Annotated in this window: 24 protein-coding genes and 1 riboswitch; of the genes, 10 read left to right on the top strand and 14 right to left on the bottom strand. The window is 42.2% G+C overall.

From position 1 onward, the window contains the following. Positions 1–135 precede the first annotated feature (135 nt). Entirely contained in the window at positions 136–1,374 is a 1,239-nt protein-coding gene (locus tag DK187_RS05825) for a saccharopine dehydrogenase family protein (protein WP_111606407.1), read from the bottom strand. Between the two features lie 37 nt (positions 1,375–1,411). Further along, entirely contained in the window at positions 1,412–2,509 is a 1,098-nt protein-coding gene (gene nspC, locus DK187_RS05820; protein WP_111606406.1) for a carboxynorspermidine decarboxylase, read from the bottom strand. Between the two features lie 331 nt (positions 2,510–2,840). Here nspC and DK187_RS05815 point away from each other — a divergent pair, with 331 nt between their 5' ends. Beyond that, a complete protein-coding gene (locus DK187_RS05815) occupies positions 2,841–3,422 on the top strand; it encodes an NnrU family protein (RefSeq protein ID WP_111606405.1) in 582 nt (193 codons plus the stop codon). An 84-nt stretch (positions 3,423–3,506) separates the two neighbouring features. Here the strand turns inward: DK187_RS05815 and DK187_RS05810 are convergent, their stop codons facing one another. Further along, positions 3,507–5,417 (bottom strand): methyl-accepting chemotaxis protein, encoded by a 1,911-nt coding sequence (locus DK187_RS05810; RefSeq protein ID WP_111606404.1) that lies wholly within the window; start codon positions 5,415–5,417, stop codon positions 3,507–3,509. A gap of 193 nt (positions 5,418–5,610) precedes the next feature. On the opposite strand from DK187_RS05810, the gene yegD reads away from it, so the two are divergent. Then, positions 5,611–6,975: a molecular chaperone gene (gene yegD / locus DK187_RS05805; protein ID WP_111606403.1), complete on the top strand. Its 1,365-nt coding sequence runs from the start codon at positions 5,611–5,613 to the stop codon at positions 6,973–6,975. A gap of 38 nt (positions 6,976–7,013) precedes the next feature. On the opposite strand, the gene DK187_RS05800 is transcribed toward yegD, so the two are convergent. Both DK187_RS05800 and DK187_RS05795 read right to left on the bottom strand, forming a co-directional pair. Continuing rightward, positions 7,014–9,065 carry a methyl-accepting chemotaxis protein gene (locus tag DK187_RS05800; protein WP_111606402.1) on the bottom strand — a complete coding sequence of 684 codons (2,052 nt, stop codon included), beginning with the start codon at positions 9,063–9,065 and terminating at the stop codon, positions 7,014–7,016. A 251-nt stretch (positions 9,066–9,316) separates the two neighbouring features. Continuing rightward, a complete protein-coding gene (locus DK187_RS05795; protein ID WP_111606401.1) occupies positions 9,317–11,035 on the bottom strand; it encodes an OFA family MFS transporter in 1,719 nt (572 codons plus the stop codon). A 259-nt stretch (positions 11,036–11,294) separates the two neighbouring features. On the opposite strand from DK187_RS05795, the gene DK187_RS05790 reads away from it, so the two are divergent. Then, positions 11,295–12,362, top strand: coding sequence for an FUSC family protein (locus DK187_RS05790; protein ID WP_223232321.1), 1,068 nt, complete (start codon positions 11,295–11,297; stop codon positions 12,360–12,362). A gap of 149 nt (positions 12,363–12,511) precedes the next feature. Further along, positions 12,512–12,729: riboswitch (cobalamin riboswitch) on the top strand. A 66-nt stretch (positions 12,730–12,795) separates the two neighbouring features. Continuing rightward, positions 12,796–13,467, top strand: a complete 672-nt coding sequence (locus DK187_RS05785) for an energy-coupling factor ABC transporter permease (protein ID WP_111606399.1) — start codon at positions 12,796–12,798, stop codon at positions 13,465–13,467. Positions 13,468–13,533: 66 nt separating this feature from the next. Here the strand turns inward: DK187_RS05785 and DK187_RS05780 are convergent, their stop codons facing one another. After that, positions 13,534–14,421 carry a LysR family transcriptional regulator gene (locus DK187_RS05780; RefSeq protein WP_111606398.1) on the bottom strand — a complete coding sequence of 296 codons (888 nt, stop codon included), beginning with the start codon at positions 14,419–14,421 and terminating at the stop codon, positions 13,534–13,536. A 147-nt stretch (positions 14,422–14,568) separates the two neighbouring features. Here DK187_RS05780 and DK187_RS05775 point away from each other — a divergent pair, with 147 nt between their 5' ends. Then, on the top strand, positions 14,569–15,774 hold the full coding sequence (locus tag DK187_RS05775; protein WP_111606397.1) for an MFS transporter: 1,206 nt from the start codon (positions 14,569–14,571) through the stop codon (positions 15,772–15,774). 22 nt (positions 15,775–15,796) lie between these two features. Here DK187_RS05775 and DK187_RS05770 read toward each other — a convergent pair whose 3' ends face one another. Then, positions 15,797–16,339 (bottom strand): DUF3237 domain-containing protein, encoded by a 543-nt coding sequence (locus DK187_RS05770; protein WP_111606396.1) that lies wholly within the window; start codon positions 16,337–16,339, stop codon positions 15,797–15,799. A 212-nt stretch (positions 16,340–16,551) separates the two neighbouring features. Next, positions 16,552–16,953, bottom strand: coding sequence for an NUDIX domain-containing protein (locus tag DK187_RS05765; protein ID WP_111606395.1), 402 nt, complete (start codon positions 16,951–16,953; stop codon positions 16,552–16,554). A 111-nt stretch (positions 16,954–17,064) separates the two neighbouring features. On the opposite strand from DK187_RS05765, the gene DK187_RS05760 reads away from it, so the two are divergent. Beyond that, positions 17,065–17,484, top strand: a complete 420-nt coding sequence (locus DK187_RS05760; RefSeq protein ID WP_111606394.1) for a tetratricopeptide repeat protein — start codon at positions 17,065–17,067, stop codon at positions 17,482–17,484. A 15-nt stretch (positions 17,485–17,499) separates the two neighbouring features. Next, positions 17,500–18,078 (top strand): 3'-5' exonuclease, encoded by a 579-nt coding sequence (locus DK187_RS05755; protein WP_111606393.1) that lies wholly within the window; start codon positions 17,500–17,502, stop codon positions 18,076–18,078. Between the two features lie 172 nt (positions 18,079–18,250). Here the strand turns inward: DK187_RS05755 and DK187_RS05750 are convergent, their stop codons facing one another. The 4 genes from DK187_RS05750 to DK187_RS05735 form a co-directional block, all read right to left on the bottom strand. Continuing rightward, the gene (locus DK187_RS05750; protein WP_111606392.1) at positions 18,251–18,748 is read right to left on the bottom strand and encodes a fasciclin domain-containing protein; all 498 of its coding nucleotides are present in this window, start codon (positions 18,746–18,748) and stop codon (positions 18,251–18,253) included. Between the two features lie 174 nt (positions 18,749–18,922). Further along, the gene (locus DK187_RS05745; protein ID WP_111606391.1) at positions 18,923–19,354 is read right to left on the bottom strand and encodes an acetyltransferase; all 432 of its coding nucleotides are present in this window, start codon (positions 19,352–19,354) and stop codon (positions 18,923–18,925) included. A gap of 185 nt (positions 19,355–19,539) precedes the next feature. Next, positions 19,540–19,866 carry a type II toxin-antitoxin system RelE/ParE family toxin gene (locus DK187_RS05740; RefSeq protein ID WP_111606390.1) on the bottom strand — a complete coding sequence of 109 codons (327 nt, stop codon included), beginning with the start codon at positions 19,864–19,866 and terminating at the stop codon, positions 19,540–19,542. Next, entirely contained in the window at positions 19,866–20,141 is a 276-nt protein-coding gene (locus DK187_RS05735) for a type II toxin-antitoxin system Phd/YefM family antitoxin (RefSeq protein ID WP_111606389.1), read from the bottom strand. The genes DK187_RS05740 and DK187_RS05735 overlap by 1 nt, the downstream gene beginning before the upstream one ends. Positions 20,142–20,344: 203 nt before the next feature. On the opposite strand from DK187_RS05735, the gene DK187_RS05730 reads away from it, so the two are divergent. The 3 genes from DK187_RS05730 to DK187_RS05720 all read left to right on the top strand — a co-directional run bounded on the left by DK187_RS05730 (position 20,345) and on the right by DK187_RS05720 (position 22,026). After that, positions 20,345–20,566 (top strand): TA system antitoxin ParD family protein, encoded by a 222-nt coding sequence (locus DK187_RS05730; RefSeq protein ID WP_111606388.1) that lies wholly within the window; start codon positions 20,345–20,347, stop codon positions 20,564–20,566. Then, positions 20,559–20,849: a type II toxin-antitoxin system RelE/ParE family toxin gene (locus DK187_RS05725; protein ID WP_111606387.1), complete on the top strand. Its 291-nt coding sequence runs from the start codon at positions 20,559–20,561 to the stop codon at positions 20,847–20,849. Before DK187_RS05730 ends, DK187_RS05725 begins: the two co-directional genes overlap by 8 nt. Before the next feature lie 166 nt (positions 20,850–21,015). Beyond that, positions 21,016–22,026, top strand: a complete 1,011-nt coding sequence (locus tag DK187_RS05720; protein ID WP_111606386.1) for an IS110 family RNA-guided transposase — start codon at positions 21,016–21,018, stop codon at positions 22,024–22,026. Positions 22,027–22,578: 552 nt separating this feature from the next. Here the strand turns inward: DK187_RS05720 and DK187_RS05715 are convergent. Both DK187_RS05715 and DK187_RS05710 read right to left on the bottom strand, forming a co-directional pair. Next, positions 22,579–23,397, bottom strand: coding sequence for a pentapeptide repeat-containing protein (locus DK187_RS05715; protein ID WP_111606385.1), 819 nt, complete (start codon positions 23,395–23,397; stop codon positions 22,579–22,581). A gap of 127 nt (positions 23,398–23,524) precedes the next feature. Continuing rightward, the gene (locus tag DK187_RS05710; protein ID WP_111606384.1) at positions 23,525–24,733 is read right to left on the bottom strand and encodes a hypothetical protein; all 1,209 of its coding nucleotides are present in this window, start codon (positions 24,731–24,733) and stop codon (positions 23,525–23,527) included. Between the last annotated feature and the right edge of the window lie 765 nt (positions 24,734–25,498).

Genomic DNA, 25,498 nt, shown 5'->3' with positions numbered 1-25,498 from the left:
GGCAGGTGGATTTTGGCGTATTGTATGGACTTTATTGAGATTACGTAAGTAGAGGCGAGAGAAATAAAATGGGTATTTATAAGAATAAATATCAGCGCCCCTCTTGCTAGAAAAGCGCCGATATGAATGAGATTATTAGAGGGTAAAAGGGCGGTCGCCGTTTTCGTCTTTAATGCGAGTTGGCAAGCCCATCTCGTTTAACAAACCTAGGAAAGGTTTAGGATCCAGCTGCTCTACGTTACGCATTTCTTTTGCATCCCACGTGCCGTTTGCAACAAGAATGGCGGCGGCAACAGGAGGAACACCAGCCGTATAAGAGATGCCTTGGCTACCGACTTCGTTATAAGCGTCTTTGTGATCGGCAACATTGTAGATAAAGATCTCTTTGTCCTGACCGTCTTTTTTCCCTTTGATCACGTCACCAATGCACGTTTTGCCTGTGTAAGCTGGGGCAAGTGAAGATGGGTCAGGCAGTACAGCTTTGACCACTTTAAGAGGAACTACTTCTAAGCCTTCAGCCGTTGTAACGGGTTGCTCAGAGAGTAACCCCAAATTTTTAAGTATCGTGAAGACATTAATATAATGTTCACCAAACCCCATCCAAAAACGTACGTTTGGCACATTGAGATTTTGTGAAAGCGAATGCACTTCATCGTGGCCAGTCATGTAGGTCGTTTGAGTGCCGACAACAGGAAGGTCGTCAGTACGGCTGACTTCAAACATACTGTTTTCTTGCCATGCGCTGTTTTGCCATGAATAAACGCGTCCAGTAAATTCTCGGAAATTAATTTCTGGATCAAAGTTTGTGGCGAAGTATTTGCCATGGCTACCAGCGTTCACGTCGATGATGTCAATGGAGTCAACGGAGTCTAAGTAGTCGTTATAAGCAAGCGCGGCGTAAGCATTGACTACGCCTGGATCAAAACCCACACCTAGGATTGCAGTAATGCCTTTTGCTTTACAGGCATCACGACGTTGCCACTCGTAATTGGCATACCAAGGTGGTGTTTCGCAAATTTTGTTTGGGTCTTCATGGATGGCGGTGTCTAAATAAGCCGCACCCGTTTCCATACAGGCTTCAAGTACAGACATATTAACGAAAGCGGAGCCTACGTTAATCACAATTTGAGATTCCGTGTCTTGAATCAATTTAATGGTTGCTGGCACGTCAAGAGCGTCTAGGGCGAATGCTTGAATGCGGCCCTCTACCTTCATGCTGCCTTTGTCGAGGACACTGGATACAATATCGTCGCATTTCGTAACGCTGCGCGAAGCAATTGCGATATTGCCCAGTGTGTCATTGTGTTGGGCGCATTTATGTGCCACAACTCGTGCCACGCCTCCGCCGCCAATAATGAGGACATTTTTTTTCATAGTAACGCTATCTCCAAAGTATTATGTTGAAACAGAATTAAGATAGATTCTGTTCAAAATCGTTGTAGCCGAATTCCCTGACAAGTTCGATGCTGCCATCCAATTGGCGTATGGCAATAGACGGCATTTTGACACCGTTAAACCAGTTCTTTTTCACCATGGTGTAACCTGCGGCGTCTTGGAATGACAGGCGATCGCCTACCTGTAATGCTTTGTTGAACTTGAATTCGCCGAAAATATCGCCTGCTAAGCAAGACTTACCACAAATCATGTATTCATGTTCGCCATCACAAGGTGCCATTTTTGCGTTTTCACGATAGATCAGGAGATCCAGCATATGGGCTTCAATAGAGCTATCAACAACAGCCAAGTTTTTACCGTTAAATAAGGTATCTAATACCGTGACTTCTAACGTTGTGCTCTTTGTAATGCTGGCTTCGCCAGGTTCTAGGTACACTTGAATACCGTATTGTTCGGCAAAGTGTTTCAAGCGTTGGCAGAACTTATCAATAGGGTAGCCTTCACCCGTAAAGTGAATGCCACCACCTAGGCTCACCCACTGTACTTTTTGGATCAAATGACCAAAGCGTTCTTCAATGAGAGTTAGCATCTCATCAAAGCGTTCAAAGCTGTTGTTCTCACAATTGTTGTGGAACATAAAACCAGAAATATCGTTGATCACTGTGGCGATTTTTTCTGGGTCCCATTCACCAAGTCTGCTGAACGGTCTTGCTGGATCGGCAATTAAAAATTCAGAAGTACTTACTTGTGGATTAACACGCAAACCACGAGTTTTGTCTTGACTGGCTTCTTTAAAGCGATTGAATTGACCGATGGAATTGAAAATGATCTTGTCTGAGTGTTCTAACACTTCGACAATTTCATCGTCCGAATAGGCCACGCTGTAGGCATGGGTTTCGCCTTGAAATTTTGTTTTTCCAAGTTTTACTTCGTACAAGGATGAAGATGTGGTGCCATCCATATAGTCTTGCATTAGGTCGAATACCGACCAAGTAGCAAAGCATTTCAGCGCCAGTAACGATTTAGCTCCGGACTGTTGACGCACGTAAGCGATCTTCTCTAAATTCTTCAAAAGAGCCGCTTTATCGATAAGATAATAAGGTGTCTTGATCATGGCAACCTGCCCGTTAGTCAAAACCGTGTATTCTAGAGCAAAGAAGGGGGCTTTTTCTAGCTCGAAAACGTTATATTACAAGGCTTTTTGTGACATTTTGACGACTTTTACTGGTTAGTCAGTGTTATGGGTCTTTTGCCTCTCTTTTTCAGATATAGCTGGTTAGGGGAATCGTGTTGTGTATGCATTTGAATTAAGATCGATGATACATAATGAACAATAGGCCTCTTGGTGATTTGGCACTATAATCCGCAACCATTGAAGCAGAGTAATATGACTCAGCGTGTAGATCGTGACTGAATTTTTTTAAGTGTATGAGGAACATCTTAGTATGTTGATTTTAATAATGGGGTTAGTGATTTTCTTTTGTGTGCATTCTGTGCGTTTAGTGGCGCCAGAGTGGCGCGCGTCAAATATGCTACAAAACGGTGCTATGCGTTGGCGTATACGTTTTGGGATGATTACTTTGTTAGCCACCGCTTTTATTATTATGGGCTATATGCAAATGCGCATGGCGCCGGTTTGGTTATGGTTTCCCCCCGTTTGGACTCGTCATTTAGCGGGTTTGCTGATGTTGGTTGCCTTGTTTTTTGTGGGATCGGCTTTGGTGCCGAATACAACCATGAAAAAGAAAGTCGGTTATCCAATGCTTATCGCCGTAAAAATTTGGGCCTTTTCGCATTTGATCAGCAATGGTAATTTAGCGGATATTATTGTGTTCGGCAGCTTTTTGATTTGGTCTATTGTCAGTTTTGCTGTTTATCGTCGTCGTGATCGAAAAGCTGGCGTGGTACGTGATCAAGAATCTGGTGTGCAGTTTGATCTAGCGGCCTTTACGTTTGCCATGGTGTCTTGGTTTATCATGGTGTTTTATCTCCATGAGGCTGTGATCGGGGTTTCTCCCTTGGTTTAATGTCATACCAAAGAAAATGCCCTGCTAGTATCTACTAGCAGGGCGTTTTTTTGTCATACGTAAAGTGCTTAAGTTTTGAAGTGCTTAGGTTCTAAAGTGATTAATGTTTTGCGTCAAATCTTCTGCCAAGCGTTTTAACTCTTCTGCGCGTGACGCACTTTCTGTTGCCAGAACGACTAATTCGGTTGAGCCTTGCTGAATATCAGATGTGTTCTTATTGACCTCTGCGGTGACACTGGTTTGCTCTTCGGTCGCGGTGGCAATTTGCGCCGCTCGATCATTGATCGTGGTGACCGATTGCTGAATTTTATCTAAGCTGTCCTTCGCTTGATTAACGTCTTCTACGCTGTTATTGGCTCTATTATGGCTTAGCTGGATTTTGGCAACCGCATCTTTGGTGATGGTTTGCAAAGATTCGATCATTTTTTGAATTTCTTCTATTGAGCTGTAAGTGCGTTGTGATAACACTCGAACTTCATCTGCGACCACGGCAAAGCCACGTCCTTGTTCGCCGGCCCGTGCGGCTTCTATAGCTGCGTTTAATGCCAATAGGTTGGTTTGCTCTGCGATGCCAGAGATGGTCGTTAAAATGGCGTTAATACCATCCGCATTTTTGCTCAGATCATTAATGACATGAGCCACTTCTTGGATGTCATCAGCAAGGGCTCTAATACTGTCTTGGCTTTTTAGCGCTTGTTTTTGACCCACATTGCTAGCCGCAACGGCTTCGTCCGCATTCGCAGCCGTATTGGTGGCGTTGCCAGCAATTTCTTGAGTAGCTTGAGACATCTGGTGGATGGCGGTCGCAACCATAGCGATATTGTGCTGCTGTTCTTCTAGTTTTTTGGCGCTGTTTTGCGAGGAATCGTAGGCATCGTTCGCTTGTCCTGCTAACTCATGACCAATTATTTTCAAATGAGACACTGTACTGTGTAACAAGGCGACAAATTGGTTGAAATTGCCGACCAAAACCGCAATTTCGTCTTTGGAACTGGCGGTTAAACGTTGGGTTAAATCGCCGTCTCCTTGCGCTACTTGCGCCATACTATCAGACACACGACGTAAATCTCTTAAGAGGAAGCGAGTAAGTTGAACTACGATTAGAGAAGCGATTAATAATAAAATAAATACGCCAATAACAAGGCTGGTTCCAAGATTAACAAGAGGGGCATTTAATACGTCATGATTCATCATTAGCCCTAACACCCAAGGGTTTCCTTGAATATTACTGGCGTACATATTGATATTTTTGCCATCCAGTTTTAGCCTAGTAAAACTGTCTTGACGCTGTGTCGCAGCAAAAAAGTTTTTATTCAACGCGGGTGACAGTTCAGCGGCGTCTTTCAAAATCAGTTTTCTATCTGGATGAGCAATGATTTTACCATCCCCATCAAATAGGGTGCTGTAACCTTCACCAGCAACATTCATCGCCATGATGGTTTCCATTAGATTGTCGAGAAACACCAGACCGCCAATGGCACCAATAAATTTGCCATTGACGATAATGGGTTCTACAAACGTCATGGAAAGCTGCTGTGTGGAGGCCGAAACATAAGGCGCGGTCACATAGGCACTGTTTTTTGCTTTCGCATCAATATACCAGCTACGGCTTCGTGGATCATAATCGGCACTGTTTAAAGAAGGGTCGTGGCGGTACATAGCGCCATTTTCTAACCCTAAAAACGTCATACCAAAATTTAAGCTGGTTTGAGCTTGTTGAAGAATATTGAGAATGTCCTTTTCATTCACATCGGGATTTTCTTGCAAGGAGGCTTCAATTTTTTGCTTCACCGCTTGCATGGTGCTGATTCGGTCTGTTGACCAACTATTAATGTAGGTTGAAATGGCCGCGGCTTGTGAACGGGCTTCGGATTGTATACGTGCATCACTGTCTGTTTTAAAGGCATAAAAAGAGACACTGCCGACACTGATAGCAACAATAATTGCCACAATGATCGACTGAAGGGTTATTTTGGTTTGCAACGAGAAGTGCATCTTTTTTCTCCTGGGTATTTTATATAAGAGATTCTTACTTATATTTTTGTCTAAGTATGTTGTTATTCTGCAATTTTCGGTTATTGAACGTAAGATTTCTAGGACTATACCAAGGGGGAATAGTTTTGATACTTTTGAATCTTTCTGTTATCGTCCGCGCCCCCTTTGATTATCGATATTAGGTGTAGAATAAATGATTTGTGGATTTGATTACGGAACATCGAATTGTGCTTTAGGTATAGTGCAAAATTCGCGTGTACGCTTGGTTAATTTAGAAGAAAACCATGCGTTTCTTCCTTCCACTTTATATGCACTAGATCGAGACTTAATCACGGAATCTGTCGTCAGAGGCATGCGTGATATTCATTCAAGACAAGCGTTTGCTGAGCTGCGTCAAAATGCCTTAACGCGAGCCAAACGTGCTCGCTATGAAGAAGACATTGCGGATGACGATCAAACGTTGTTTTTTGGACGTGCGGCGTTTGATGAATACTTTCAGTGGCCAGAAGAAGGCTATTTTGTTAAATCACCAAAGTCCTTTTTAGGTGGGGCAGGGCTGCGCGCAGAACACATTCATTTTTTTGAAGATGTGGTCACCGTGATGATGCAGAATATCAAACAGCGTGCTGAGAAAAGCTTGGGCGCAGAGATTACCCACACGGTTATTGGGCGCCCTGTGAATTTTCAAGGATTGGACGCAGAGGCCAGTAACCGTCAAGCTTTAGACATCTTAACAACGGCCGGTAAAAGAGCCGGTTTTAAAGAGATTGAATTTCTTTATGAACCGATTGCAGCGGGTTTGGATTTCGAAGTCACTCTGACAGAAAACAAGACAGTATTGGTCGTGGACATAGGTGGTGGTACGACCGACTGTGCTATGGTTCGGATGGGACCGGATTATTTAACAAAAGAAGACAGACGAAATGACTTTTTAGCGCACACGGGAGAACGTGTTGGCGGTAATGATTTAGACATACAAATTGCGGGTAAGCATTTTATGCCGCTATTTGGCATGGATTCTTTACTGAAAACAGGATTACCCATGCCGACTCAGTTGTATTGGAATGCAATTACAACCAATGATGTGTCTGCTATTGCGACATTTAATAGTATGGAAACTAGGCATCAGATCAATCAGTTGCGTTTAGAAGCGGCACAGCCCAAATTGATCGAACGGTTTTTACGGATGCGTGAAGAAAAGCACAATTATCACATAGTGCGCAGTGCGGAAGAGGCTAAGATCGCCTTGTCTGATGCGTCGCAATATCTTGCTTCTTTGGATTATATTGAAATAGACCTAAGCGCTTCCATTAGCCGTGAAGAACTGACTAAGTCAATTTTTTCACCCTTAGAAAAAATGCTGAATTTGATGACGGCGGCCATAACACAAGCGGGCGAGAAACCGGATTTGATCTACATAACTGGTGGGTCAGCCAAGTCACCAGTGATTCGCGAGGCGATTCAACACCGGCTTGGTGATATTCCTGTGTTAGATGGCGATCACTTTGGCAGTGTGGCGGCTGGTTTAACCGTTTGGGCTGAACGTATTTTTCGATAAAAAAGCGAGCCAACAAGGTTGGCTCGCTGGATAGCGTATTACAGAGAGAAGCGATCAATGGACGACTTCAATTTGGTTAATACCTCTGACAGTGTTTTAGTGGTTGCCATCATGTCGTTGACACCATCGGCTGTTTGATTAGAAAGGTCGCGTATATTTTCGAGATTTTCATTCACGCTCGCAGCAACGGCAGACTGTTCTGTGATGGAACTGGCAATGTTAATCGACATGGAGTTAATCAGGCTGACTGACTGGGTTACCTTCATTAATCCTTTGCTTGCCGCGATGGCTTTCTCCGCATTGCCGGCAGCTTGATCTCGACCATTGATCACTTCCATAGACGCTGTTTTCGACAGTTTCTGCAGTTGGGCTATCATGCCTTCAATTTCTGCAGTAGCGTCTTGGGTTCGAGTTGCCAGTGTTCTGACTTCATCCGCCACCACCGCAAAGCCACGGCCTTGTTCTCCAGCTCGCGCCGCTTCAATCGCAGCATTAAGCGCAAGCAGGTTAGTTTGCTCAGCAATACTGCGAATTACGTCTAGCACGGAACCTATGCTAATACTTTCCTTCTCAACCTCTTGCATCACTGTAGAAGCATGCCCAATGACATTGGCCAGACCTTGCATATCCGAGGCGACGTTGTCGACGACTTGGGTGCCGGATTTCGTTTCTTTGTCCGCTTTCTGAGTTTCGTTGGTGGTGTCGTTGACATTCTGCGAGACGTTCTCTACAGCGATAACCATCTGACTCATCGCGGTCGCCACTAAGTCTGTTTCTCCCTGTTGTTTGCTCATGCTTTTAGACGCGAGATTGGCGGTTGACTGTACTTTTAAACTCGCGTCCGTAAGGAGCTCCATGCAAGATCTGACTTCTAATTGCATGGATCTTAGTTGAGTAATGGTATTTCGACCATGTTTAAATAGCACATCGATTTCGTTTTGGCTTTCTGTTTGGTGATGTGAATGACGATGAAATAAATTGGTAGAGAGATCGCCATTACCCAAGGCTTGCAAATCTTGCCCTGCTTGTTTTAGTGGGGAAAGTACGCGTTGTGTAATGAAAGAAATCATGATGACTAAGAGGATAGCGCAAAGAATAGAAACAAGGATTAGGCTGTTTTGAACAGACTTAGCAACCACAGTGAATTCTTTTACAGGGCCACCAGTAAGGATCGCCCAGTTCCATTTTTCGGCGCGACTAAATGCCATGACGATGTCTTGTTCTTTTCCATTGATTGTTTGTTTGGTTTGAAATACGCCATTCTTTTGCTGTTTTATCAGTTCTAAATATTTTTCAGCCTCTTGCACATTAATCTCAGAGAAGAGTTTGTCTTTATTCTGCGAGTCAACGACAATTCTACCAAAGTCTTTGCCATCTTGAAGATTAATGACGGTGGCTTTTCCTGTTTCGCCAAATGATAGGCTATTTATTTCTTTTTCTAAGTTTTTTAGTCCTTCTGTGTAATCAAAGCCGATGTAAAGTATACCGATGACTTTTCCTGTTGAATCTTTAAAGGGAACGTATTTTGTCATGTAGTTACGACCAAATAAGGCCGCAGGGCCAGAATAGATCTCACCGTTAATCAGTGTTTGATAAGCGGGATGTCCTTTACCTAACAAGGTGCCGTAGGCTCGAGTGCCATCGGCTTTTTTGAGAGAAGTACTGATACGTAAAAAGTCATCACCATACCGAATAAACACCGTCGCGGTGCCGCCCGTCATCTTGGTGAATTGATCTGGTTTATCAAAATTTAGGTTGATTACTTCGCCCGAATTGGTGGCTAAAGGGCTGTCATATTCACCAATTTTAACGGTTTCTGAATCACTGACTGTGATGCCGTTAGGGAACAGTGTGAAAAATATGTCGGCTAATCTATCCGTACTACTTTCTAAGTTCTCGTTATAAAAATCGAGCAACATACTGCCTTGACCAGAACTGGTTTGTAATTCGTGCTCTATGCTTTCTATAAAACCATTGTAAGATTTACTTGATGTTAGCCAAGTGAGTATTCCAAAGCAGGTAATAGAGACTAAAAATACGACGATGGCTAATTGTCGAGTGATTGGCATGGTTCTAATAAGCTGTATCATGGCGTGTTCCTCTGTTTAAAGGTGTGCTTTGTAATCAAGTCAATACAGCTGCAAATAAAGCTATTATTATTGTAATTGTTTTTATGTTTATTGCTAAACAGTGACTGAAAATAAGTTTTAGAAGATTTTAGCAATCGAAGAAAAACGGGCTTATTCTAAGATTGATCAAATCGCCTTACATAAAGAACAACAAGATAATTTTTGTTTTGTTGTTCTTATTTTTGTAACAAATAGTGAATTTAGGTCAATAGTTATAAATTTGGATGTGTTTTTTCCACATGATGCTTTTCATTTACTGGACGTATCATGAGATTTGCAAAAAAGCCAATAACCAACAAACCCGCCATGGCATACATGGTGGTATTATAAAGGCCAGATGTGGGATCTATGGTGCCTATAGGCGCAATGTCCATCAAGTTGCTTACCGTGACTGTTTTTGCTGCAATTAACTCGTTTAATTGTGAGATAGATGCGTTGAATTTAGCTTCAAAGGCTGCTGGGTCAATTTTACTGGCTAAATCGTGAATGGCACTTTCCACTGACATGTTTCTTAAGTAAGTAATAACAAATGGCCCTAAGACTCCGGCTGTTGCCCAAGCGGTAAGCAATCGACCATGTATGCCACCAACGTGTAGGGTGCCAAAAATATCCGCCAAATACGCAGGAATAGTGGCGAATCCACCGCCATACATGGTGAAAATTATCATGCTAGCCCCATAAAACATGATTAACCAAGTGATCGAGGGATCAGCGCTGACCGCTGAGGCAGCGAACGGAATGGAAAGGTATAAAAGTGTGCCAAGTACAAAAAAACAATGATAAGTGTTTTTCCGACCGATGAAGTCTGAGGTTGACGCCCAAAAGAACCGACCACACATATTAAAAACCGAAATCATCAAGACATAGGTGCCTGCAAAGCTGGCTGTGGCAATGGTTGGTAATGTGGTACCAAATATTTCTGTCATCATGGTTTTTGCGATACCGATCACACCAATACCTGCGGTCACGTTGAAACAGAGCACAATCCACAACAGCCAAAATTGCGGCGTTTTTAAGGCTTGATCAATGTGCACGTGATTACGGCTAATCATGCTATTTGTTTTATCTTTGGCTGGTGGTGTCCAACCTTCAGGCTGCCAATCTTTAGGGGGGACCCGATAAGCAAATGCTGCGACCATCATAATAACGAAATACACGATCCCAAGGGTAAGGAAGACGCTAGCGGCACCTGTATTCCCCGTGCCTACAACATACACACCAGCTTCCCCTGGAATAGGGAGTTTTGAGGCTTCGGAAGCACTGGCCACGACGACTTCAAGCTTACCATTTGCCATTTCAGCGAAGCGTCTTCCACCTTCGGTAATAAGATTTACCGCCGATTCTGGCCCAAGATAGGTCGGTGCGATGGCAAATTTCTCTAGTAAAAACGTTTTTAATGGGGCGCCAATCATAGCGCCTCCGCCGAACCCCATGATCGCCATACCTGTTGCCATACCGCGTTTGTCTGGGAACCAACGAAGTAGAGTCGATACGGGGGAAACATAGCCAAGCCCTAAGCCACAGCCGCCTAATACACCATATCCCAAATAGACTAGCCATAACTGATGTGTTGATATCCCTACGCTGCCGATAATAAAGCCACCGCCCCAGAGAAAGGCTGCGGTTACGCCAACGCAGCGTGGGCCGACTTCTTCTAACCATTTGCCAGCAACAGCAGCAGATAAACCAAGAAAGACAATGGCTACAGAGAAAATCCATACTACACTGCTGAGACTCCAGTCTTCTGCTGCGCTGCTAACCACACCAAACTCTTTGGTTAAAGCTGGGTTAAAAATACTCCAAGCATAGACAGAACCTATACATAAATGAATGGCAATAGAAGCGGGGGGAACTAACCAGCGGTTAAAGTTAGTTGAAGCAACAATTTTGTCCTTCATTAAAAAAGATAAGAGCGTGCGAATGAGGTTCATAATCTGTGTCCTTCAGAAAATTGGTAGTAACAACATCGAGCAACAAAATATTATAAAAGACACTATAATGTTTTTTTATGTGAAAATATAAAAAAAATTTATAGTTTTGTTCGCAAGCGCACTTTTTTTAGTTTCGAAACAATATTTATCCTGTTAAGTGGTGAGTAATCTTGCTGTTTTGTGTGTTTTTTTCATTATTGATAGTCAGGAATGATGGTAAAATGTTTATCTATTAAACAGATTTTTACGGAGTATCTACTTGATAAAAGCCTTATTGATTCAGTTAAGAGACCTTTTCTCGTGGAGTGACATTAAACGCCCTTGGCATTTGGCTGTGCTTGCTGCCCTATGCGTTGGTATCCCAGCATTGATAGGCGCGGCCACAGATCAGTTTGCGATAGCAACGCTATCAAGCCTAGGGACAATGGTTATTTTGTACTTGCCTAAAACGCGAACAGCGCATCGTATGGTGACGCTGGCCATGTGTTCATTTGGCTTTATGGTCTGCTTTACCATTGGATCGCTTTCTAGCTTTAATCCATATTTAGCGGCTTTAGCTCTTGGGTTGTTGTCCTTCGGCGCAATTGTTATTACGCGTTATTACCGTTTGCCGCCTCCGGGTAGTTTTTTCTTTATTCTCGTTTCTGCTTTAGCAATCTACCTGCCTTTTGACTTAGGTAAATGGGCATCGAATATTGGCATGGTGGCTTTAGGTGGGATCTTATCCTGTGCTTTAGCCTTTGTTTATAGCTTAATGACTGGCGCGAATGATTTGCCAGCAACAACAGTCGAAACCGATCCTCAGGTTAATGCGATTATCTTAGAAGGGGCGTTAGTGGCTTTTTTTATCGCTTTTTCTTATTTGTTCGCTCTATGGTTAGCATTACCTAATGCTCTTTGGGTGCCGATTTCCTGCGCCGCCATTTTACAAGGCGCGACTTATCGTATGATTTGGCACCGAAATGTTCATCGTATTGTTGGAACCGCAATTGGTATGGGGGTCGCTTGGTGTTTGTTCTCTCTGCAGCCAAATTATTGGGTATTGGCCCTTAGTATGATTCTTTTCCAATTCTTAGTGGAATTGTTGATTGTGAAGAACTACGGTGCGGCTGTTATTTTTGTTACACCATTGACCGTGATTATGGCGGAGTTTACCAGTGCGAATATGAGCACAGATGTGTTGTTGCTGCATAGATTAGTGGATATTTCTATTGGCAGTATTATTGGTATTGTCGGCGGGACTATTTTCCATCGCACTTCTCTCCTTAAACATATTGAATCAAGAATGAATGCGCGTAGCTCCTTATCGGGTCGACGACCTTCTTAATATTTTTTAATGTCGCTGTTTACTATGAATACCTTTCTTCTTTGGATGAAAGGTATTTTTTTATCTACTTTTATTTATCGCCTGTCTGTTGCGTAAAAGCTTGTTAAAACGTAGGCTTCGAGATTCTGATAGCACGCTGTAAAGCCGTGATAATCAGTTCTTGTGAAGGTGCCCTAAAGGGTGAAACGGGAAACAGGTGCGTTTAATTCTTGTAAGCAATCCCTGTACTGCCCCCGCAACGGTAAATAAGTGGTGTGTTTCTTCTTACTTCCACTGTCTTTATAGACGGGAAGGAATGAGAGTCTTCGAAATACAGCTCTTCCAAACACTTATCAGTCCGGAGACCGGCCTTCATTAATCCGGTTTTTCTAAGCAGAAAAACCATCAATTTGAATCATACGGGTGAGTATGAAGCATATTTTGGAGGCACATAGTGCATATTGAACCTGGCGTCGTTGATGGCGCAAAAATTGTTTTGAGTTACGCTACCGCTTTGGCGGCGTTTGGCTTTTCTGCGAAAGCATCTATTGAGATGATCAAAAAAGAGGGTCTCATGTCTTTGATCGGTCGCAGCGCATTAACCACACTGCTTGTCTTTGCCTTCTTTGAACTCTTTCCTCATCACGCGGTTGGTGTATCGGAAGTGCATCTTATCTTAGGCTCAACGCTGTTTCTTATCTTTGGTCCTGCGGCTGCTTCTATTGGTTTGATGTTAGGCTTATTAACGCAAGGTGTTTTCTTTGCCCAATTTGATCTACCTCAATACGGCATGAATGTCACAACCTTGTTATTACCTCTGTTTGCTATGTCGGCCGTTGCGCGCCGAACCATTGCTGAGAATACGGCTTATGTCGATATTAGCTATAAACAAGCATTGAAACTGTCCCTAACTTACCAAGGCGGTATTGTCGCTTGGGTGGCTTTTTGGGCGTTTTATGGACAAGGTTTCGGTGCCGAGAACACCGCGGCCGTGGCGACCTTTGGTATTGCGTATTTAAGCGTTGTGCTGATTGAACCTGTTTTAGATCTTGCTGTATTAGCGGGTGCGAAAAGCCTGCATCGCTTTAAGAACTCGTCTTTGTTTGAAGCGCGTTTATTTAACTAGTTAGAAAGCGTAGTTCTAAATGCCTACTCTGTTCACTGATAATACCGTAAGCAGAGTGGGCATTTTTTATGTTTTGCGTTTATATCGACCATGTTCACTAACAAACTCTAGGAAAGCACGATTGGCTTTTGATAGATAACTGTCTTTGCGCCAAGCAATACCTAGATCTAGCCAGATTGGTGGATCAAAAGAACGAGTGATCAGTTCATCGTCTTCTTCGATAACCATGGCGAGTAGGGTAGAAATACCAAAACCTTGTTGAGTGATGGATTTGATAAGCGGAATTAAGTTGGTTTCGAAACCAATCTTAGGTGTCCTGTTACAGGCTTTGGCCAGCTTATCGACAATGCGCCGATGAAAATACCCTTCTTTGAACATGACTAATTCTTCTTCGAAAAATGCTTCAGGGGAAATTTTCGTTAGCTGGCTAAAAGGGTGATCGGTCGCCACAGTCACCAGCATTTCTTCTCGAATGAGGGCTTGAGTTTGTAGACTATCGGGAAGTGTTTCAGCAACGATAACGCTCAGGTCCAATTCGCCACTTTCGAGCATTTTTTGCAATTGCCAAGTTCCCCCTTCGATGACTCTTAAGGTAATAGTGGGGTATTTATGGCGAAATGCCATCAGAATCGGTGGAAAGTAATAAGAGCCCAGCATGCTGGGAATGCCCACACGAACCTCACCTTGGCTCAACCCTTTTAGCTCACTCATTTCTAACAAGGCATCGTCTGTGGCTTGAATGATTTTTTCAGCATGAATCAGCAGTTTTTTGCCTTCGTCGGTGAGTCCGATATTTCGATCTGCTCGATGAATTAAGGTTAAGTCCAAATCCGCTTCTAGCTTTTTGATGGCCATGCTGACCGCCGGCTGTGCTACGCCTAGCTGTTGGGCGGCTTTGGTAAAGCTCTCTGTCTTGGCTATCGCAATAAAATAACGCAGAGGTTTAATGTCCATCAATAACCTTTATGGATTGGATAAGATGGATATATTTTATTGATTATTTGGCTGGGCGTATAGTGTAACTATAAAAAAGCATTTTTTGTTGGGTTTATCATCGGGCTGCGTCCCGTGGTGTGTTACTGTGATTCGTGGAGAGTGGTTGTGATTGAAGTGGGCAGTTCCGTATTTTGGCGAGGCACCGTGGCGCTTATCATTGGTTCTTTTATGATTTTTGCCAATGTGTATGTGACACAACCCTTGTTGCCTATGATTGCCAATGAGTTTGCCATTACCCCACTGCAAGCCAGTGGTAGCTTTACCATTACGACACTGACCTTGGGTATATCTTTGCTTTTCTACGGTCCAATTTCAGATGCCTTAGGCCGCAAAGGCATTATGGTGATGACCATGGCTGGTATCACCTTGACCACTTTCTGTTTATCCCTAGTACAAAGTTACGAATCATTATTGGCATTGCGGGCTCTGCAAGGTTTCTTTCTCGCCGGCTTACCTGCTATTGCTGTAGCTTATTTGGGCGACGAATACACACCGGAAGCCTTAATGGTGGCCGTTGGTTTATACATTAGCGGCAACACACTGGGCGGCATTGGTGGTCGTCTGATTGGCGGTTTTGTTGGCGAATGGCTAGGACGCTCGGCAACGTTTGGCGTCATGAGTGTGATTAGCTTAATTTGTTTATTGGCCTTTTTTGTCCTATTACCAAAATCCCAACACTTCGAGCCCAAGCCTCTGCGTGTTGGTCATATCCTGATGAACATGAAAAGCCATCTGCAGAATCGTCGCTTACTAACTAGTTATTTCATTGGCGGTTTTAGCTTCTTCATTTTTATCAACCAATACAGCTACGTGACCTTCGTTTTGGAAGCCGCGCCTTATAACTTAACCGCTAAATACGTTGGCCTGCTTTTCCTTACCTATTTGTCTGGTACATTGGGTTCAGCTATTTCGGGCAAACTTGCCAAACGCTGGAGCCAGCCAAACATCATGGTACTAGGCACTTGTATTTTCATGTTTGGTTCACTCGTCACATTAGGGGGTTCTTTATTGGCGATCATCGCGGGCTTATTGATAAACAGCTTTGGTTTCTTTTTATGCCACTCAACGGCGAGCAGCTTTGTGAGTCGTAATGCCAAACACGCTAAAGCCAGTGCTTCTTCCTTATACTTGGTGTTTTATTATTTAGGGGCCAGTCTTGGTGGGTTTTATCTTGATCCATTCTGGCAAGCGGATGGTTGGACGGGCGTCATCATGGCATCTTGGCTAGTGTTGGGGATTGTTGTTTTGGCTGAAGTCAGCTTGGTTCGACAAAAAAGAGTTGTAAACGAGCTAAGCTCCGATAACGTTTAAGCATCGGAGCTTAAGAAAAAATTTAGAGAAGTTGCCACACTCGAATGATAACCGCTGGATTTTCGTTGTAGTTATCTGCTCTGTCTAACGTGCCTAGAAAAACAGATTTATTCATCCATTCATAGGGGCTGCCGATCGGTGCTTCGAAACTTAATACGCTTCGGGCATAACGATTATTTGGGTCTTCTTTAGTGGGTTCTGGGCTAATGGTTACCTTGTTTTGAACTAAGATTACAAAGCCATCGTCGGTTTTTAGTGCGTATTTTGCATCTAGCTCTCTGCTTCCGTCAGGTCGGCCAAGCTGCCAGTCACCGCCGCCTGGTATGATTTTGCCTTTCATCGATGGCCCTGCAAATTCGCCACCTGTTATCCAAACAATACCTCGTTCACCATATTTGCTTTGTCCAACGGTGACGCGTTCTTTATCTATCGTCACGCGAGACTCGTAGACAAATTTTGTTGTAAAACGGTCGTCTCTATTCGGGTTTTCATCGGCGGCTGATGCAGCAACACTGCTTAGTAAAAAGATTGAACACATCGCTATGTTGTTCATGATTTTAAACATACTTGTTCTCCATTTTTATTGTTATTGCCCTTGTAATCTAAGCACTGCTTTTATAAAAAAAGCATTTTGAGAATAGAGGTATGATGTTTGTCTTTGTAATTGTTTAATCGATAAATGATATTGATTTTTGCGATAAGCGAAATATCCCCGTAATTAATCCCTTAGGTTCAGCATTCACTCGAAAGGGTCTTATTTTACGTCGTCGTATGAATTTACAGGATTATTAATGACAAGCTGAGTCTTCGATACTCTGCCAGTGCCACTTTATCCGCCTCGATATCAAGTGGGTTTGCTTCAAGCGAATGCCAAGCGACTTCGTCCGCTTCTAGCGAAACGATCGTGCCTGTCCATTGTGTAATGACATAATAATGGATGAGTTGAAGCTCTCCTGTTGGGTGATACAGAGAACATAAATACACATAAGACGTTGGAACGATATCCAGCTCTTCTTCTAGCTCTCGAAATAGGGCTTGTTCTCTTGTTTCACCGTGTTCCATATGACCACCGGGAATCGCGATCAAATTGGGATCGTACTCTTTGTCTTGGGCGCGTTTTTCTAACAACACCTGATTGTCTTTTAGTAATATAAAAGACACACATTCATGAACTTGCATCGAGATAACTCCCATTATTTTTCAAGATCCCAGTGAAAAGCTGTCATAAATTCTCTATTAAAATTACCATACTCGCCATGACATAATCGAATGCAGCAAACAGAGTGAAATATGAACACCAAAATATACAAAGAAGTGCTTTCTCTTGCGAAAGTGCTTATGACTTGCGCCAACAAAAAAGACCAAGTTGGCTTTGATGCATCTTATCAAACGTTGCTGAGACTCTGCGAAGAGAACGACGGTACTGACAAAGACCATCCGGTTCAATGGGAAACCCTTGCCGATTTTACCGATGACTTGGAGCAGGCCATTGCTCTCTATGACAAAGCCCTAGCAAAAGCCACCGCAATCAACGCCAAAGATTATCTCTCTTCCATCGGCTTTTCTGTCGCTCAACTAAAAGTAGAGCTAGGCGATAACGCTGGTGCTATTGCATACCTAGAACAAGCTAAAATTCACAGCAATAAAATCATCGACAAAGAGCTCAAAGCGGACATCCGTGATTTATTAAAAGCACTCAAAGGCGTCTAAAAAAAGAGATAAGAAATGGAACGTCCCAGCAAGGAACAAATCAGCGAATTACCCTTGTACATTGGTCTTGGTCTTTCCGATATTTACATCGTTGAGAACGAACTTGACGCAGCACAAGCCATAGAAGCCCTAAAAAACGAAACCAGCCTAGGATTCGATACCGAAAGCAAACCGATCTTTCAAAAAGGAGAGGTCAGCCCCGGCCCATCGCTTATTCAACTGGCGACAGAGTCCAAGGCGTTTCTCTTTCCGGTTCGATTTGCTGTCGCCGTTGCAGCGGCCAAGGAAATTTTAACCAACCCAAACATCAAGAAAATCGGTTTTGGTATCAAAGACGATAACAAAGAACTGCGAAACAAGCTCAACATCGACATAGTCAATACGCAAGACTTATCGATGACTTTGAAACGTCTTGCTGGAGAAAAAAACAGCATTGGTGCCCGTGCTGCTGTCGCCATGGTACTGGGGAAACGTCTTGGCAAAGGCGCCCAGAAATCCAACTGGGGCGCTTATCCACTGAAAGAAAATCAGATTCTGTATGCGGCGAATGATGCTCATGCTGCCATATGTGTGGAGAGGGCATTGAGTAAATGAAAAAATAAAAATGTTTTCTTTTTACTATTTTATTTAAAGAAAGTTCTATTATCTTTAATGGTTTTATAAGGGATGGGTGCTTGGTATTAAAATACCAAAAACACAGAAGGAATAAAGAATATCCCTCTGCGTTTTTAAATGGTATTAAATATTTACTATTACTTAGGACCTATTATTTAGGCAGTAATACGGTATCGATTACATGAATTACACCATTGCTTGCTTCAACATCAGCAATAACGACTTTGGCATCATTAATCATCACATTCCCACCACTTGATTTAATCGTCACAGCTTGACCTTGAACGGTAGTTGCACTGTCAAGTTTTACCACATCTGCTGCAGTAACTTTGCCAGCCACCACGTGATAGGTTAATACAGCAACGAGTTTGTCTTTGTTTTCAGGCTTTAACAGCATTTCTACTGTGCCTGCAGGCAATTTTGCAAAGGCTTCATCGGTTGGTGCAAAAACAGTAAATGGGCCTTCACTTTTTAGTGTGTCAACAAGACCACCCGCTTGAACAGCCGCAACCAGTGTCCCAAATGATCCATTTTCAACTGCGACATCAACAATATCTTTTTTCATACCATGGTGATCCGCATGGGCAGCTGGCATAAACATAACGCTAGCAGCGATAATAGGTAATGTTGCAACTAATTTTTTTAACATAATAATGTCCTTTAAGGTTAAATAATAGTTTGGTGTTTCAGTTTGTGTTCAACATGATTATTTACGGAGCTAATAAAAAAGCGGATCAAAGTAATGTGAAAAAAATTAAAAATAATAAATCTGAGGAGGGAAGTGTTTTGAAAAACTGAGGGGATGCGCTGTTTCGCAGAATGTTTATAGCGCCATATGCAACAGCGGATATGGCTTACCCTGACCATCTACTGGTGACCGGCCTATCACTTTAAAGCCAATATGCAGATAAAAACCCAGTGCTTGCTCATTTTGTTCGTTTACATCGACCTTTGAAGCGCCCAGCTCATGGATAGCATTGGCCGTCAACATGGTACCAATGCCTTTTCCGCGAGCAGCAGGCGAGATAAACAGCATCTCAATATTACCGTCATGGACACCACAAAAACCTTGAATTTCACCTTGCGCATTTTTAGCACACCTCAACTCAACGGCATCAAAATACTGCTCTAAAATTAACGGCTTTAACGCTTGGAGATCCTCTTCGACCAAAAAATCATGAGTGGCCCTGACTGAAGACTCCCAGATTTCTATTAGCTTAAGATAGTCTGCTTTTTCTACGGTTTCGATATTCATGATCAAACTCGATTAAACATTGAATAGTTAAGGGTCACATAGTGGTGTCGCCACAGCTATGACGCTCTGTTTAGTGGTGGTGTTTCTACAGGAACGGATTGGTCATCACACGTCAGAGAAATCACAACTAGATGGCTGATTTTTTTAATTTTTCATCTGACCCTTTATTCCGACCCTTTATTCCCTTAGGCTTTGAACAAGCGGCGTTCGATAAGAGACTGCATATCACGATGACCATCAGTGATCACCATGACATAAACAGACTGCGAAATGATTCGATAAATAATACGGTAGGGTTTGAAATAGATTTCTCGATACTCCCGTAGGCCGATTGCTAGCAACTCATTTGGATAAGTCCCGCGCTCGGGATTATCGGCAAGGCTTAAAAATGCCTCTTCAATTTTGTCTAGAACGTAATCTGCTTTCTCTGGTGCATCATGAGTTTCGATATACTCGTATAGAGCCTCAAGATCGTAAGCAGCATCATCAGTGAGAAAAAACCGATAGCTCATTAGCGGCTTTTACTCCGGTTACGAAGCTTGGCGACAACGTCACCAGCAGGCTGAACTTTACCTTCTTCTATCTGACGTTGACCCAGAGCCAATATCTTAAGTAGCGCCATAGTCTCTTGAGTTTGCTCATAGCTTTTGATGTCTTGTATAACAGCCTTAGCCTCACCGTTTTGAGTGATCACCATCGGCTGCATGTTAGTAGACAGGTTACGCACGACCTCAGCAGCATGAGCTTTCAAATAGCTAATAGGTTTGATTTGATCTGATAACTTCATAAATACCTCTTCGTTATGACCAAATATAGTCTTTAAACAGGTCGTCGGTCAATGAGGGTAGTCGTGATAACGCGGGGTTTAGTTTCTTCCTTTTTTTAATGGAAGGGCAGATATGTGAAGTATTGGGGGGGTTGTTGTGATGCGCATTGCTACAAATGTGGTATTTTGCTACAGTTCTTATACAACACTAAGGAGATTTTATTATGTCTACAGCAAGTATTCGACTTGACCAAGAACTGGTTGATAAAGCGGCCATCATGGCGAAAGCCTTAAACCGTACAACACCTAAACAAATTGAACACTGGGCGAAAATCGGCGAAATGATGGAAGATAACCCCGATTTACCCTATGAGTTCGTAAAACAAGCCATCATTGCCCAAGCGGAAAAAGAAGCCGGAAAACTTGAGGCCTACAGCTTTGGCTAACATTACTCAAGTTCTTCAAACAACCACATTTAAAAAAGCGGTCAAAAAACTGCATAAAAATCAAAAAGCGGATTTAGATAACGCGATCAGAGAATTGATTGAAGATCCGCTTCTAGGGCAGCAAAAGAAAGGCGATCTATCTTTTCTTCGTGTGTATAAATTTAACATGGTGAAACAACTTACATTACTTGGTTACAGCTATGAAGATGGCACCCTTACACTCGAACTCATGGTTTTGGGTACACATGAAAACTTTTATCGTGATGTGAAAAATATCGTCTGAGCGGATATTGATCATAATGGTTAAGCCCGTTCCAATTTCTTAGGCTTGGAAAAAAGGCCTAATTTTTATCTGGCCTAATTTTCATCTGAAAATCCTCAAGTCAGCCTCCGAGCCTGTGTTCAGCTATGCTGAATGGTGCTCAAACCATCACAAACTGGAGGCTGTTATGTCACTTTACTGCGGTATCGATTTACATTCAAATAATCATGTTGTGGTTGTAATTAATGAAGAGGATAAGAAGGTTGTGGATAAGCGTATCGACAATAATTTAGACGCCACTATTGAATTACTTGCTCCTTTCAAAGAGCAAATAAAAGCCGTTGCCATTGAATCAACATTCAATTGGTATTGGCTCGTTGACGGGCTGATTGAAAAGGATTATCAAGTTGAGCTCGTTAACACGGCCGCTGTCAAACAATACGACGGACTAAAATACAGTGGCGATCATCAAGATGCGTTTCATTTAGCCCATTTGATGCGATTAGGCATCTTGCCCACTGGCCATATTTACCCACCAGAATTCAGACAAGTACGTGATTTATTACGCCGTAGAAGACAATTGGTTAAACAGGCATCTAGTCATATGGTGAGCATTCAAAATCAAATATGGCGCTCATTAGGGTATCGAGTCAGCTGTACAGATATCCGCAAAGCTTCTTTTATACTACCTTTTGAAGTAGGAAGTTTTTTATTTCATTCTGCTCATAGCAATCTCATGATGCTCAAAGCCTTAGATTTACAAATAGACCTTATAGAACAACAAACACTGAGTGCCGTTAAGCTCAAAGACGAATTTAAACTATTGACTGGCATCACGGGGATTGGTCCTATTTTAGGGCTAACCATCATGTTGGAAACAGGCGATATCAATCGATTTTCTGCAGCTGGCAACTATGCCTCTTATTGTCGTTGCGTTAACAGTATTCGGGAAAGTAACGGCAAAAAGAAAGGCGCAGGCAACCGTAAAGCAGGTAATAAATACTTATCATGGGCTTTTTCCGAAGCGGCGCACTTTCTAGTTCGATTTGATAAAAAAGCAAAGCGTTTTTATGAACGGAAAAAGCAAAAGCGCAATGGTATTGTGGCTATAAGAGCCGTTGCTCATAAACTCGCTCGAGCTGTATTTCATATGTTAAAAAATAAGCAGGCGTTCGATATTGATCGTGTGTTTAGTTAGTTTTCCGGTGTCATTCAGCCAGTATTTGGGGTTGGATAATAAGCCAGTGTTCCTCTGAATGGAGGGTGATACCGGATCTATTTTATTCGCCCGCATGTTAAGCCATTTCGGGTCTGGAAGGTGAAAACCTAGCCACCAACTCTGTGCGTTTATCGCATTGGATAACATGGGGAACTGACGTTTTTGTGGCGCACTAAAGTGCGTGGGAATTTGGCTTTAATTAGCCAAGGACTAGATCCAGATGGGTGACTGTTGCGGATAATTTATCCAGCACAACCAGTAGAAAAACATATTAGCGAATGAAGTCCGGAGCACGCCATAGAGAACATAACAAATTATGTTCGTATAAAAGCGATCCGAACTTTATCGCCCCATTGACACCGGCTGACTTATGGGTGACCCCAATTGTTTATAACTTCAAGACTCACCTTTGATTTATAACGTCGCGGAGGCCTGTCCGACTCAAACGCGCTTGTTATAAGCCAATATGCTCGTTGACAATACATTTTTACCTAATTAATATCAGTGATAATCAGGATGCGGGTCACCAAGTCATCGACTTGGGTCGGGGTTCGATTCCCCAGCTGATATTGCCCTCACATTAAGCTTCATATCCGGCCTTAGGCGAAGAAGCCCACTAATAATCTCATCATCAGCCTTTATGTAATCTAAATCATTTGCCTTAGCCAAAGATTCTAGATCAACATTTGCACACATTTTAATATTTGCGTTCCTTAACGAGGCATCCTGAAATACCGCCTTCTTCAAATTGGCTTGCCTTAAGTCAGCGGCTTCCAGATTTGCACTGTTGAATTTTGCACGAAATAAATCAGCTTTTCGCAGATCAATACCAGTCATTTCAGTATTTGAGAAATTCGCATTTTTAAATAACGAACCACTCAAATTACACCTTTTAAATGATGACTCGGAAAACTCACCAGAGTTAACCTTGGAATTAATTAGTTCAAGATCAAATATGTTGCAGCTTTTTAACTTAAGACCAAATAATTTGGATTCTTTGAATACAAAGCTTTTTAAAGTTACGTCTTCTAACAATAAGTCAGTGACATCGATTTTATGAATATTGGCATCATTTAACCTTTTTACACTTCCAATTTTTTTCTTTATTACTTCCTTTTCTTGGAGAGTATTCAGATCCCAAAGGTGCTCCATGTTTCTTTCAATATGCTCCACCTTCTGTCTTCTTGAATCTAGCCACAGTACAATAAAACCTATTACAAATATTTCAAAGAGAAGGCCGTGGGCCTCAACTAGTACATTCTCCCAAAATTCTCTGTTGTATAGCCCCCATGACGCATTTGGAAAAATAATTTCACTTACATTAGGCCAAAACCCTGTAATCCCAACCACGAGTACAGATGTAAAAAGAAAAATTACGCCTGAAATCCGTAAAGGGGTTTTTATTAACCAGCTAATAATATCTCAGTCCTCTTTTGGCTTATAAGGCTCGCGTAATAGGCGCGAGCTTGCGAGCGTCCTAATTGACGCGCTTGTTAAATTCTTCATCTTCAAATTTGGGAAACATATCTACAAGATGGGAGGGAAACAAAATCCCTGGTCTTTTTGTGGATTCGTTCCAACCAGGATCTTTGGTTTCCAAAAACCGACAAACTTCAGCTCTTATATTGTCCTCAAGACATATTAAAATATGTGCGATCAAATCTTGAACCACTTGATAATCACCAATTGCTAGATCTGGTGTGACATTTCTGATTGATGCTTCCCATGAATAAAAACTGAAATTTCTATAGTCATTAAATAATGGTATCTTTCCGTCAAAGTAGACTGTTTCATATGCAAGTTTTTTAGGATCCACATTCCCGTGTAAAAGATCGTTTCGGTTATTCATTAGTGTATGAAACGCTTTACATGCTTCGGTATTATTATAATCAACAGCCTGAAAGAACCCTTTACAGTTCCTGTGAAGTCCTTTGATTCTAATATCTATTTGTTGGCGAACAATGGAGTCATACATCCTCTTGTCAGTTTTTATATCATCCTCAGCAAGTAGAAATATTATTAAGTTAATGAAGGACTCAGCATATACAGGTGCGAGCATTCTGATATTTAATCCTAATGCTGTTGCTTCTATATATAGCTCTCCAGCGTGATTCATCCTATCCTTCAGCTTTTCCAAATCTTCTGCTGAGCTAGGGTAAGATAATGGTTCTAGCTCCTCAATTTTTAATGCTTCAAGTTTTTCTAATTGGTGCTCGATAACGCTTTTAATTCTAAAAAATGGGTTAATGAATAACTGCCATTTTTCAATTTTATCTCTGAATTTTGATATGTTTTTTCCATATACAGAGAAATCTTTTTTAAGGTCTTTAATAAACTCTACTTTTGCATCTGAGGGACTATCAAATTCGATACTGTGTATAATTTCTAGTCGAAATGTCATGCACATAATTTCTATTGTTTCGTCTTTATAATTAAATGTGTAATGCCAATGAATGAGATTGTCAGAATCGTCTGAACGAAAAAGCATTTGTATACCATTCGGAGGGCCAAATCTAGCATTTAGGTAACAGTAAAGTTCTACAGGTGTAATTCCCTCTCGAATGACCCAAATCCCACCTTTCATTGCGGTCTTAGGTTTCTCACCGTTTTGGGCAAGTTGACTCATATTCTCTGCAACTTCTTTCATTGAAGGATAAGATAATTGCGAGACATCAATAGACTTCATGACTCCCCCCTAGAATTTAACATTTTGTTAATGCGCATGCGCGTTTACACCTTTATCCACAGCTTGTTATTTCTGTGCTGTAGATCCTTATTCATTGATATTAGTGGGCTTTCTTGCTTCCTGCCAGTACAAATACGCAAAACACGACTATTTAAAACTGGCAAACCGAGCCAAAATTTGGCAACTATATAAATAAATTGTATATGCACCCATAAATTACGTTTTAAAATTCAGTCAAAAAAAGGTAGTTTCTTATCCTAGCCCATAAGAGATCGATTCCCGCCTTCGCGGGAAGGACTTATTTTTAGTGGGAATAATGAAAGCTTCGCTTTCAGCGGCACATTACGCTGCGCTCATGATGCCCTACGGGTAGGTGGGATTATAGTCGAAAAGAGATTAACCCCATCCTCCGCCTTCCCCTTGAAGACAAAAGGGGAAGGGACTTGGTGATTTGTAACCATTACCTTTTATCTTTGAAATACCGATAAAGTCAGTTCGACGCGACGAAGTTGCGCGACTTTATGGCGTTTCAGAGTCCGTTAAAAATATCTTCTCTCAAGCCTGCAAAAAACAATCTATGCCTTACGATATAACGAGCGTAGGGGAACAGTCATGTACCTCTGACGAAAGTCAGGCATTAAAGATCTTAAAGAGACTTTTTGGTTACTTTTGCGGATCTGGGCAAAAGTTACCCGCTCAGCAGAGCGGAACCCAGTTTGCAAACTAGGAAGCGTTGATAAGTAACAAATATACTTGAAGATCCAA

The sequence above is a fragment of the Marinomonas arctica genome (assembly GCF_003259225.1).
GTDB lineage: Bacteria > Pseudomonadota > Gammaproteobacteria > Pseudomonadales > Marinomonadaceae > Marinomonas > Marinomonas arctica.
This window is presented reverse-complemented; position numbering and strand designations above follow the sequence as displayed.